The sequence below is a fragment of the Aliinostoc sp. HNIBRCY26 genome (genome assembly GCF_050235535.1).
Lineage (GTDB): Bacteria > Cyanobacteriota > Cyanobacteriia > Cyanobacteriales > Nostocaceae > Trichormus.
In genome coordinates this window covers 1,198,893-1,211,535 of the sequence record NZ_CP189852.1, presented here as the reverse complement: position 1 = coordinate 1,211,535, position 12,643 = coordinate 1,198,893, and the positions used below count along the sequence as shown (strand labels likewise).

11 protein-coding genes are annotated in these 12,643 nt (G+C 41.1%); 10 read left to right on the top strand and 1 reads right to left on the bottom strand.

The window, feature by feature from the left end:
* Nucleotides 1-149: 149 nt before the first annotated feature.
* From ACQFX9_RS05110 to ACQFX9_RS05090, 5 genes are all read left to right on the top strand, one after another.
* Nucleotides 150-278, top strand: coding sequence for a photosystem II protein Y (locus tag ACQFX9_RS05110; protein ID WP_427160997.1), 129 nt, complete (start codon nt 150-152; stop codon nt 276-278).
* 159 nt (nt 279-437) lie between these two features.
* Nucleotides 438-1,205, top strand: a complete 768-nt coding sequence (locus ACQFX9_RS05105; protein ID WP_427160996.1) for a Uma2 family endonuclease — start codon at nt 438-440, stop codon at nt 1,203-1,205.
* A 45-nt stretch (nt 1,206-1,250) separates the two neighbouring features.
* A complete protein-coding gene (locus ACQFX9_RS05100; protein ID WP_427160995.1) occupies nt 1,251-2,498 on the top strand; it encodes a bifunctional folylpolyglutamate synthase/dihydrofolate synthase in 1,248 nt (415 codons plus the stop codon).
* Between the two features lie 296 nt (nt 2,499-2,794).
* Nucleotides 2,795-3,970, top strand: a complete 1,176-nt coding sequence (locus tag ACQFX9_RS05095; protein WP_427160994.1) for an FIST signal transduction protein — start codon at nt 2,795-2,797, stop codon at nt 3,968-3,970.
* Nucleotides 3,971-3,976: 6 nt separating this feature from the next.
* Nucleotides 3,977-5,053: a sensor histidine kinase gene (locus ACQFX9_RS05090; protein WP_427160993.1), complete on the top strand. Its 1,077-nt coding sequence runs from the start codon at nt 3,977-3,979 to the stop codon at nt 5,051-5,053.
* A 394-nt stretch (nt 5,054-5,447) separates the two neighbouring features.
* Here the strand turns inward: ACQFX9_RS05090 and ACQFX9_RS05085 are convergent, their stop codons facing one another.
* Nucleotides 5,448-6,746: an ABC transporter substrate-binding protein gene (locus ACQFX9_RS05085; protein WP_427160992.1), complete on the bottom strand. Its 1,299-nt coding sequence runs from the start codon at nt 6,744-6,746 to the stop codon at nt 5,448-5,450.
* A gap of 196 nt (nt 6,747-6,942) precedes the next feature.
* Here ACQFX9_RS05085 and pilM point away from each other — a divergent pair, with 196 nt between their 5' ends.
* The 5 genes from pilM to ACQFX9_RS05060 all read left to right on the top strand — a co-directional run bounded on the left by pilM (nt 6,943) and on the right by ACQFX9_RS05060 (nt 12,507).
* Nucleotides 6,943-8,052, top strand: coding sequence for a type IV pilus assembly protein PilM (pilM, locus tag ACQFX9_RS05080; protein WP_236140735.1), 1,110 nt, complete (start codon nt 6,943-6,945; stop codon nt 8,050-8,052).
* 4 nt (nt 8,053-8,056) lie between these two features.
* Nucleotides 8,057-8,821: a PilN domain-containing protein gene (locus tag ACQFX9_RS05075; protein WP_427160991.1), complete on the top strand. Its 765-nt coding sequence runs from the start codon at nt 8,057-8,059 to the stop codon at nt 8,819-8,821.
* Nucleotides 8,818-9,585 (top strand): pilus assembly protein PilO, encoded by a 768-nt coding sequence (locus ACQFX9_RS05070; protein ID WP_427160990.1) that lies wholly within the window; start codon nt 8,818-8,820, stop codon nt 9,583-9,585. The genes ACQFX9_RS05075 and ACQFX9_RS05070 overlap by 4 nt, the downstream gene beginning before the upstream one ends.
* 80 nt (nt 9,586-9,665) lie before the next feature.
* Nucleotides 9,666-10,052: a four helix bundle protein gene (locus tag ACQFX9_RS05065; RefSeq protein WP_427162797.1), complete on the top strand. Its 387-nt coding sequence runs from the start codon at nt 9,666-9,668 to the stop codon at nt 10,050-10,052.
* Nucleotides 10,053-10,134: 82 nt separating this feature from the next.
* Nucleotides 10,135-12,507: an AMIN domain-containing protein gene (locus tag ACQFX9_RS05060; protein ID WP_427160989.1), complete on the top strand. Its 2,373-nt coding sequence runs from the start codon at nt 10,135-10,137 to the stop codon at nt 12,505-12,507.
* Nucleotides 12,508-12,643: the final 136 nt, after the last annotated feature.

The window sequence follows — 12,643 nt, the reverse complement described above, 5'->3', positions numbered from 1 at the left end:
GTCCCCAGTCCCCAGTCCCCAATGACTATTGACTAACTATTTAATCTTTCTTTACAAAATCCCCTAGCAAAATTGCCCACTTCAGCTAAAAATAAAAATGAGAGTAGTTGATAAAACTTTAATTTCTACTTGATAGAGGGGTACTAGAAATGGATGGTATTGATTTTCGTGTAGCGATCGTTTTAGCTCCCATCGCTGTTGCTGGTGGTTGGGCTTTGTTTAATATCGGTGCTGCGGCTCTTAGACAAGTTCAAAACTTTTTGAACAGAGAAGCCTAAACTCTAATTTAAGATTACTAAATTGATTACCGACTGTTATTTTCACTGTAACAGTCGGTTTTGTTAATTTTGGGGACTGGAATTACTCGTTGTACTTACATACTGGATTGGCTGTACTAATTTAGTGATACAATTCAATAAAATACGAAAACCTTGCTTATGGTAGCCCAAATCACCACACTAGATATTTGTTGGCAACCATTGCCCGATAATTTTAAGCTAGGGGATGAACCAGTGGAAAATACAGGTCAGCCAATCCTGGCTGGTGCTTTGCGTGAAAGCTTAGAAATTAGTGGGTTCATCCAAGAGCAAATGTTAATCGCCTCGAATTTTGCGATTTGTGCCACAGTGAATGGGCAATTTATCGCTAAAGCACCAGATTGGTTATATATTCCCCGTGTAAATGAAATTGTGGGCGATCGCACCAGCTATACTCCTCACTTAGAAGGGGAAATTCCAGCGATAGTTATGGAATTTTTATCCCAGACAGAAGGGGAAGAGTATTCATCAAAGCGCACCTACCCGCCAGGGAAATGGTTTTTCTACGAACAAATTTTACAAGTCCCCATTTACATCATTTTTGATCCAGATGGTGGATTGTTGGAGTTTCATCAACTAGAAAATGGACGCTATGAGTTAAAGCAACCAGATGAAAATGGTCGCCATTGGATAGCGACTATAGGATTATATTTAGGAACTTGGCGCGGAACAAAAGAGGGGAGAACTGGTTATTGGTTGCGATGGTGGGATGAATCGGGTAATTTGTTACCTTGGGCTGTAGAGATGGTGGAACAGGAACGCCAACGGGCTGAACAGGAAAAACAACGGGCTGAACAGGAACGCCAGCAAAAAGAACGCTTAATAGCCTACTTACAATCTCAAGGGATTGATCCCAATAGTTTGCTCACAGATGAAACAGAAGGTTAGGCTGTTGTTAACTATGTCAAGGTAGTTTCAGCCAATCCCCTAATCGTGAATATAGATTCTCTACTCCAATCATTTCAGCATTTTGGCGTTAACCTCGGACTTTCAAGGATTAACGCACTGTTAGCAAACCTGGGAAACCCTCATCACCAAGTCAGTGTGATTCATGTGGCTGGTACAAATGGTAAGGGTTCTGTTTGTGCTTATTTGTCATCTGTTCTGACTCAAGCAGGTTATCGCACAGGACGTTATACTTCTCCTCATTTGGTGAGTTGGACAGAACGCATCTGTCTGAATGAACAGCAAATTTCTGCTGCGGAACTTTACGAATTATTAACAGAAGTAAAGAATGCTGTTAACTCTGAACAGTCCCCTACTCAATTTGAAATCATCACCGCAGCTGCTTGGTTGTATTTTGCTAGGCAGCAAGTTGATGTAGCTGTTGTAGAGGTAGGCTTGGGGGGACGGTTGGACGCGACTAATGTTATATCTCGTCCACTGGTGACAGTAATTACTTCCATTAGCAGGGAACATTGGCAGCAGTTAGGCCCCACTGTGGCTGATATCGCTGGAGAAAAAGCCGGGATTTTAAAGCCTGGGTGTCCGGCTGTGGTGGGAGTATTACCACCGGATGCTCAAGCAGTTGTGCGATCGCGCGCTCAAGAATTACAATGCCCCATCATCATGCCTCAACCTGGACAAGAAATACAATCAGGATGGGCGGAATATCAATCTATTTTCGATGCCAATTTAATTCAATATCCTCTACCTTTACAGGGACAAATACAATTACATAATTCTGCTTTAGCTTTAGCTACTGTAGAAATTCTCCAACAGCAAGGCTGGGATATTTCTGCAACAGCAATTACTAATGGTATGGCTAAAACTAAATGGCCAGGGCGAATGCAATGGATTAATTGGAAAAATCATCAACTTTTAATTGATGGCGCACATAATCCAGCCGCCGCTAAAGTCCTACGTGATTATGTAGATAGTCTCAAACCTCAAAATATCACTTGGGTGATGGGGATGTTATCTACTAAAGATCATGCTGATATTTTTCAAGTTTTACTAAAACCAAATGACCGATTATATTTAGTCCCAGTACCAGATAATGCCTCAGCTAATCCTACAGAATTAGCAAAGTTAGCCTGTGATATTTGTCCAGATTTGTACTCTTGTCAAACTTATGCTGATGAAATATCGGCTATAGAGGCGGCATTGACTATTGGTGATGGTTTAGTCGTTGTGTGCGGTTCTCTTTATTTAATAGGAAATTTATTCAGTAAAATTTAATTTTTGTAATAAGAATAGAAATACAACTTTAATAAAAATTTGTATTGATTTATGTTCATCTACTATCTTTACTGGGAAGACTAAATTTAGTTAATTCTAGTGTAGAGACATCTTATATTCTCTATCCTCATATCTTATACCGAAGAGAAAACCGTATTTTATAGATAATATACGGTCATTTTCAATATAAATCATAAGGAGTTCTTATTGATAAAAATTGGAATTATATAGACTATCCCATTATGCTGCAAAATCTTAAATTAGCTTTAATTATTGAAATTAATTAAGAGGTAAATATGCTGAAAGTTGTTGTTGGACATAGTGATGATCCTGATAGTCAAGCCGCTATTGAAGAAGTTTTGGCAAAATGCGTTCATGATTTAAGTGATTTAACAGATATTCCACCGCAGGCTGCTATGTTGTTCGCAGCTATTGATTTTGATCATGCTTTAATCTTGCAAAAAATCTCCGCAGTATTTCCTGAAATAGACTTGATTGGTTGTACTACGGATGGCGAAATGTCATCCATTTTAGGGTTTCAACAAGATTCTTTAACACTGATACTGTTTTGTTCCGACACTGTAGAAATTCATGCGGGTTTGGGATATGAAGCGAAAGCCAATCCTTTAAATGCAGCTCAGGAAGCAGTTCAAAAAGCCAAAGAAAAATGCGATAAACCTGCTCAGTTATGTATACCACTACCTGCTAGCTATCTAGCAGATGGTTCTACTACTAACGGGGGATTAATTCTAGAGGGTTTAAAGTCAGCTTTAGGTTCTGATATACCCATAGTAGGTGGTGCGGCTGGCGATCAATTTAGATTTCAGACTACCTATCAATTTTTTCAAAACGAAGTATTGACTGACTCCCTACCTATTCTAATTTTTGCTGGAGATATTCTATTTTCCTATGGAACTGCTTGTGGTTGGGAACCGATGGGACGCAAGAGTGTTATCACCAAATCTCAAGGAACAGTTTTGTACGAAATTGATGGAGTATCAGCACTAGAATTTTATCAGCGATATTTAGGCGATCGCACACCAACCGCAGAAAATCCCCTAGCAGTGTATGAGGGAGATAGCGATCGCTATTATATGCGCGTTCCCAATACTTTTGATCCACAAACTGGTAGCATCAACTTCTTAGGGGATGTTCCAGAACAAGCCATTGTGCAAATGACAGATTTTAATCGGGAAGAAATTCTTTGTTCTGTGAAAAGTTCACTTCAGACTGCGCTTGCACGTTATCCTGGTACAGAACCTGATGCCATTTTACTCTTTTCCTGCTGTTGTCGTCGTTGGCTTTTAGGGACAAAAGCTAAAGAAGAATATCAAATGATCAAAACCGAACTTGCAAAAGACATACCTATTTGTGGGTTCTATACCTATGGTGAATTTGCTCCCTTGGAATCACAGGGTTCAACTTACTATCATCAAGAAACCTTTGTCACCCTACTGCTAGGTACAAAATGAAGGTTTATGGAATCTATAGACAACGAAAGCAAAATTAAAGAACTCGAAAAAACAGTTCGGATTTTGCAAAAAAAACTACAACGTTCGGAAGCTGATCGTGAACAGCTAGAAAATGCTAGTGAAGTCAGAGAAGCGATGCTTAAAAATGTCATTCGGGAGTTAGAAACTTCACAACTCACTCTAGAAAGCCGAACTCAAGAACTAGAAACTACTTTAGTTAATCTTAAAGCTCTACAACTGAAACTAGTAGAATCTGAAAAAATGTCAGCTCTCGGAGTTTTAGTTGCAGGTATTGCTCATGAAATTAATAATCCTGTCAGTTTTATTTATGGAAACTTGAATTATGCTAATAATTATATTCAAGATTTACTAGATTTAGTCGAACTTTATCAGCAATGTTATACTGAACCTTTAGCCGTAATTAAACACAAGATCCAAGCAATTGAATTAGAATTTATCAAAACAGATTCAGCTAAATTATTCCAATCGATGACGGTAGGTGCAGAGCGTATCTGTGAGATAGTTAAATCTCTCAGAACATTTTCCCGTCTAGATCAAGCTGATTTTAAAACTGTTGATATACATGAAGGTATTGATAGCACTTTAGTAATTTTAAACAACCGTCTTAAGCCATCGCCTCATAATTTACATGGCGTTAAAATTATCCGTCATTATGAAAAATTACCATTAATCGAATGTTACCCAGGACAGCTTAATCAAGTATTTATGAATATTATTGCTAATGCTATTGATGCGTTAGAAGAGAATGTAATTAAAAATATAAAAAGTGAGGGAAAATGTGAGCAATATCCTCAAATTGAGGTTTTTACACAAGTCATTGATGATAACTGGGCAGAAATTATTATTGCTGATAATGGAGGCGGAATTGATGAGCAAGTGAAAGCTAAATTATTTGACCCATTTTTCACAACTAAAGATGTCGGTAAAGGTACAGGCTTAGGCTTATCAATTAGCTACAGAATTATTATTGAATTGCATGGTGGTAAATTGGAATGTTGCTCTACACCAGGAATAGGTGCGAAATTTATCATTCAAATTCCTATTCGACAATCTAGAAAATAAGGTACAAGGTGAAGTTTACTTTATTTACATAGCCGTTATATCTGATTTGTGAGAACCTGCGGTGTCTAGATACCAGACTTCTCGAAGAAGTCCAGTATCTTGGTTTTCACGGTTTTATGCCAATTCTCCAAAATTAAGCAACAGATGCAAAGCTTGAAACCCAATACATTTCAGTTAAGAAAACAGTTTGTAGTAAGGACTTTAGTCCTTAGATGAGGACTGAAGTCCTTACTACGAACTTTTCCTTACTTCACAAACCCCAAATGTTAGGTTTAACTGAAGCGTATTGGCTTGAAACCGACTTTCTTAATTGCGTTAGCAAAGGGGGACGTTAGTCCATTGCGAATTGCGTTAGCGTAGCGGGACGTTAGTCCATTGTGAATTGGTATTACTTCTAGCGGTTATCCCATTCCTTAGCTGCATCTACAACTGCTTGATCTACATTTTTTTCTCCTAACATTGCCGCTTGTAGGTTTTCATAAATTGCCTTTTGCAGCTTTTTAATATCTTTTAATGGAGGAGTTAAAACTTCTGCTTGTTGTAGTTGTTGCGCGCTGACAACTCTAGCTTTTTCGACTGTAGAAGCATTAGCAGGAACATCTTTAAAGTAACTATCAGCTAAAGCTTGAGTTGTGGATGGAAGAACATTTGCGGCTTTAGCAAAAGCTAGCTGATTCTCATTATTGGTGACAAATAAAGCGAATTTTACCGCCGCATCGGGTTGTTTTGTCTCACGGGGAATGACAATATTCATCACTGCTACATTTTTCTTACCTGTATCACCAGTCAATTGGGGTGCGATCGCAGAAGCTTGAGCGATTTTCGGCGCATTAGTGGCGATATTTTGGAGAGACTCTGGCCCCGAAGCTAAGAATGCTGTTTCACCAGATTGGTATAAATCAATTGCGTGGCGATGTCCTTGAGTTAGTGCTTCTTTCGGTAATAACCCTTTTCTATACAGGTCTACCCAATACTGAAACGCTGCTTTACCTTGAGGTGTATTAAAAGCGGCTTTACCTTCTGCATCCACTAAAGTCACTCCCATCTGCACCAATGATTGCAGCACTTCTGCGGAATCCTGGGGAACAAAAGTCGCAAAAAAGGCGTATTTACCCGTTTTGTCTTTAATTTGTTGTGCTTGTTGTGCTAATTGTGCGTAAGTGTTGGGTGGTTGATTAATACCTGCCTGCTTTAAGAGATCAGTGTTATAAATAGTCAGCTTTGTGGTGAGATACCAAGGAAGACCGAAGCTTTTGCCGTTGAGTGTACCAGCTTTCCAAATATTCGGTAGATAGACAGAACGGTCTGCTGTTGGTACTTTCGTGTCTAAATCTAACCAAGCATTTCGACCCGCTAATTGAGAGGCAAAATCAGGGTTGAGGTTAACAACATCAGGTGGCGTTTTTGCGGAGACAGCTGTTAAAATTTTGTTCTCCATTGCTGTCCAAGGCACATCAACCCAGTTTACCTTTATACCGGGGTTTTGTGACTCAAAGTTGGCAATTAAGCTTTGGAAGTAGTTTGTAAATTTCGGTTGGAGTTGCATTGTCCAAAACTCAATCTTGGCTGTTCCAGAAGCAGCTGGTTGATTATTGGTATTAACTTTGCCATCACTGCAACTGACAATCCAACTAGTCAGTAAACCTAACATGATGAAAGCGACTAGCTTTGGGAATTTTCGTAATTGCATCATTTTACCAGTATTTTCACGCTTGATGAAGTTAAAAAGCTTATGCAGAATTGTCGAGATTATAGGCTAAAAAGATTAGGTGTCAAAAGTCCAAATTCAACAGTCAATAGCCTAATTTACTAGTGACTAATGACTGATGACGAAATGACTACTTAAGTAACATTTAAATTTTTAATTTTGCAGTTTGGCGGGCATTACTGTGGTGAAAAGTTTCAGTAGTCTGTTTGGCAAATCTCATAGAGGGGTAGGTGTGGAAATCGCACCAGAACGAGTCAATGTAGTGCAACTACGCAAGCAGCGTCAAGGCTTGAAACTCGAATCTTTAACATCAGTACCAGTTCCAGAAGGGATTGTCACTGATGGTCAAATTACTGATCCCCCAGCTATGGCGCAACTTATTCAGCAAGCTTTAGCTGAAAGTAAAATCAAGACTTCTCGTGTATCCACCGGCGTACCAGGACGTGATTCGGTTGTACGGATTATTCCTGTACCGGCAGAGTTAGACGATAAAGAACTCCGAGATATGGTGTTAAACCATGAAGCAGCCTTGTATTTACCCTATCCTCGTGAGGAAGCTGATGTAGATTATCAAAAACTTGGGTACTTTGTAGATGAAGATGGCATCGAAAAAGTACAAGTGCTGCTAGTTGCTACCCGCAAGGAGGTGACAGATACATATATTAGTACCTTTGAGCAAGCAGGATTGCAAATTAATGTTTTAGAGATTAACAGTTTTGCACTCATTCGGACAATCCGCGATCGCCATTTACGAGAACTCAGCCCCCAAGAAGCAGCTGTCTTAGTTGATATCGAATTTGACAGCACAGAAATAGCCATTATCGTCAACGGTATCCCCCAATTTTCTCGGACTGTACCCATAGGTACCTACCAAATGCAAATGGCTTTAGCTAGAGCCATGAGTCTACCAACATCACGGGATATGGAACTTTTGTATGAAATGGCGATTCCTGTCACGCCTGTAGATGCTGATAAAACCGGAGTTACAGAAACTAATCCGGGAATGGCTGGTGTATTGCGAATCTTAGGAGAACTTACAGATGAGCTACGCCGTTCCATAGATTTCTACCTCAATCAAAGTGAAAACATAGAGGTAGCACAAATTTTCTTAGCAGGGCCTGGGGGCGGACTCCAACACATAGATGAATTCTTTACCCAAAGACTCAGCATACCTACTACCCAAGTAGATCCAATTGGCTCTTTGTCCTTACAAGTCGATGAACAAAAATATCCTGCTCAACAGCGTTCGGGTTTAGGAATTGTCCTGGGTTTAGGAATGCGGGAGGTGTAATTGAATGTACAGTTTAGATATTAACTTTCTCAAAGACCGACCAGCCTACCAACCCAAAGCTGATAAAAGTCCGGGAGTAAAACTACCATCAGGGAATCTTACCCCGGTATATCTGGGGGTAACTGTGGGCGTAGGTTTACCAGTGTTGGTGGGAATTGGGTTATGGCTCGTGCAAGGTAAAACCAGTGAAATAGAGCAGTCAATTGCTCAACTGGAAGAACAAAGCAAAAAATTAGACACAGAAATTGCCAATATTAACCAAATTAAAACACAAGCAGCTGCCGTCAAAGCAGAAACCCAAAGCTTAGTCACCGTATTTGACCAAATTCGTCCTTGGTCAGCCATGTTAGAAGATGTGCGCGATCGCATTCCTCCAACAGTCCAAATTGAAAATATCAAGCAAATTCCACCTCTAGCCCCAGTAGAAGGACAACCACCACCAAACCCCGCCGGAGGCATAGAAATCACCGGAATAGCCCGATCTTTCGATAATGTCAACGACTTTTTATTAAGTCTGCAACAGTCGCGGTTCTTAAAATCTTCCGAAAGCAGAATTACCACCGCCACTTTAGTAGATGCACCAGTCACAGCTACTACTACTAGAAATGGTGTGGTCATCAAACCACCCCAAGTAGTTAGATATACGATTCAATCTCGTCTTAGTGATGTTCCTGCTTCAGAATTGATTCGGGAACTAGAGCAGAAAGGCACGGTGGGACTAGTCTCTCGTATTCGTAGTATGCAAAAAACAGGAGTCATTACACGATGACGCTGAGTGAAGATTTAAATTTTGCCGAAAACGCCGCAGATTTAGAATCAGGCGCACCATCCTATCCTGTGGTTTTTGGTATTGCATTTACCCCCAAAATCATCGGTATTTTAGTGGCAGTTGTAGGTTTAGCAGGAGCTATCTATATGCTGCTGAATATACTTATGCCAGCTTGGGAAGCTTATCAGCAAAAGCAAGCACAAAGCAACGACCTTCAAGGGCAAATTCAGCAAAAGCAAGCTACTGTCAAACAAATTGGCAAAGTCAAAGAAGAGTTAGACCAAGCAAAAAAACAAAAGCAACAGGTTTTAGCTTTATTCTCTGACGAAAAAACCCTAGACACCCTACTATTGGATCTCAATCGTTTAGTAGAATCTGGTAGCTCTGCAAATTCCTTAAATACCGTCAAAGCCAAACTCCAAAAGTTTGTCCCAGCCACAGAAAAACCCGAAATTGTTAATGACGGTTCATTAGGAGTTTCAGTTAACGGCAAACTCAAACGTAGTAGCGTTAACGTCGAAATTATTGGCACATACGAACAAACACAATCAATTATTCGGAATATTGAACGTCTACAGCCATTACTAATAGTTAAAGACTATCAATCAGCATTAGCCAACATCCAAGCCACAGATAAATTCGGTAAACCTGTGCGGAGGATAGGGCCTGCACCAATTACGACATCTTTCCAATTACAAGCATTAATGCCCCTAAGTCCAGAAGAACTTACTGCGGAGGCAGCTAAAGCTGCACCTAAGAAGTAATTGCAGGGGGCAGGGGGCAGGGAGCAGGGGGAGTAATGCGAAACAAAGAGATCATTTCAAGACGGCAGGGAGCAGGGGGAATGGGAAAAGAACCGATTAAAAGTCATGAAGATTTGGAAGCATACAAGATGGCCTTTGATGTCGCCATGAAAATTTTTGATCTGTCAAAGCAGTTTCCTGCTGAGGAAAAGTATTCATTGACTGATCAAATTCGTCGTTCGTCTCGTTCTGTTTGTGCAAATCTTGCAGAAGCATGGAGAAAGCGAAGTTATGAGGCTGCTTTTATTGCTAAGTTGAACGATTGCGAATCAGAAGCCGCAGAGACCCAAACTTGGCTTAAATTCGCAGTTAAATGCGATTATCTCAATGTGGAAACAGCCAGAGAACCTTACGGAACTTACAACCGAGTTCTAGGCATTTTAGTCACCATCATCAAAAATCCATCCCCCTGGCTCATAAAACACTAATCATTCCCCTGCCCCCTGCCCCCTGCGAACAAAACCCCAACGACTCAACAACTAATGATTTTATATAGGTGAGGAATGAACTGTGAAACAGCTTCACGGTAATAATTTTATTTTGGGTACTGCTGCTTTATTATTTCTGGCGGCACAACCAGTATCAGCACAAATTACACAAGTTAATGAGGTCAAATTAGCTCCCGTTAATGGCGGAGTAAGCGTGACTTTAAAAACCTCTGCTGGCTCTCGTCCCCAAGTTTTTACGACGAAACGAGGTAATACCTTAGTTTCCGATATCATCAACACCCAGTTGCGTTTAAAACAGGGCAATAATTTTCGCCAAGAAAAACCAGCTCCTGGAATTGCCTCTGTTGAAGTTGTCCAACTTGATGCTAATAGTATTCGGGTAATAGTCACTGGTGATAATGATGCACCTAGTGGTCAACCTGTAGTCAGAAAATCTGACAGTATTACCCTCAGCTACGGCCCATCAACTGGGACTACAGCATCAGTGCCAATTACCCCAACGCCACCTCCAGCTACCGCAACCCCCGGAGCTACTGCGGCTCAACCAGGTGCAGTTCCCAATGTACTTGTCCCCAACCCAGAAATCACCATTGATGGTAGACCGGCACAACCAGCAGGCGTGGGTCAACCTGTTAGCCAAGCACCACCATTATTACCCAGAGCCGTTCCCCCTCCAGTGGGAGACATTGCTGTTGCCGTTACAGATGCTTCTCCTAGCACTATAGATTTAGGCTCACAGGAACGTGTGCCGCGTTTAGTTTTGCGGGATGCACCAGTGCGTGAAGTTTTATCACTGCTGGCGCGCGCAGCTAATCTCAACTTGGCTTATATCGGCGGGGAAGGTAGTAAAGATGGCCAAGCAATTCAGCAAACCATCTCTCTAGACATAGAAAATGAACCTGTGCAGGATGTATTTAACTATGTCTTACGTCTAAGTGGTTTAGAAGCTAACCGCAGCAACAGGACAATTTTTGTAGGGCCAAAACTGCCTAACTCCACACGCGACGTAGTTATGCGGAGCTTGCGACTTAATCAAGTCAGTGTGGGAGTGGCTTTAAATTTTCTGGTGGGTTTAGGCGCAGAAACAGCTGTGAGCCGGGAACGTCAAGTTACTAATGTTAGTGCCGTACCTGTAGGAACTGGCGTTGCACCCGTAACCCAAACCCAGACTACTACAGAAACTAGAGTAGAAACTCAACGAATTAACTATACAGATTCGACTCCACTACTACGGGGTTTACAGGCTTTAGGGGATGAGCGTACCAATGCGTTGACATTAATTGGGCCTCCGAAGTTAGTTGAGATGGCGATGACTCAATTAACCCAACTCGATATTCGCCGTCGTCAGGCGGTTGTTAATGTCAAAATTATCGATGTTAACCTCACAGGAAACCAGGACTACAGCGCGAGTTTTTCCTTTGGTATTGGGAATAACTACTTCTCTGTGGATGGTGGGGCAGCAACCTTTAATTTTGGCGGCTCTCGGCCGGCTACTGGTACAGAAGTTGCCAATAGTGTTACTAGTACACCGACAACCAGTAACCCTCTCAGTAGTGCCAATATTTTCTTAGATCCTAACAATCCCAACACAGGAATACCAAGTGCAGGTGTAAGCAGTAATCCTACACAGCCGGGACTAAGCAGCTACACAGAAGGAACAGCAGGCACAGTTACTGCTGTACCGGTGGAATTTGATCCTGTAACTGGTGAACCTACTAGATATGCTAGCCAGATTACTGGTTCTACTCCTAGTACCTACACCTATAGCTTACCCACCATATACCAGTTTCCCAAGCGTCTTCTTGCTAGTTTGCAGGCTCAAGTGACAAATGGTAATGCCAAGATTTTGACTGACCCGACTTTGATCGTACAAGAAGGTCAAACGGCTAATGTCAAACTTACTCAAGAAGTGGTAGGAAACATTAAGAGTGAAACAACTCGTGGTGATGGAACTTCCACCCAAACAGTAACAGCCGAGAAAACTGATGTAGGTTTAACTCTAGCTGTGAAACTAGATCGAATTGATGACAATGGTTTTCTGTCTTTATCAGTTGCTCCAGTTGTCAAAGCACCCCAATCTTCAGCTGTACTCAATGTTTCTGGTAATAGCCAAACAATTTTCCTGGTATCGGAACGTTCTTTGAATTCTGGTTTGATTCGTTTGCGAGATGGTCAAACGCTAATTCTCTCAGGTATTATTCAAGACCAAGACCGGACAAGTGTGTCTAAAATCCCTATCTTGGGAGACATTCCTCTGATTGGTTCACTATTTAGAAGTACAAACAGAACCAACGAACGTCGAGAAGTGATTGTACTTCTCACACCGCAAATTATGGACGATTCGGAAAACTCAGCTTACGGCTATAACTACACACCCAGTCCACAGGTACGCCAAGTTCTGGAACGTCGGGGTTTAGGTACACCCAAGCGATAATTGAGAAATTGGTTTTCAAATTTAAATGGAATAAATTTAGATAAGCCACAAGCTGTTCAGCTTTGTGGTGTCTTTTTTGCTCAGGATATTTGGTTGGGTAGGGTGCGTCAGTATAAATAATTTCTGACTATAGTTA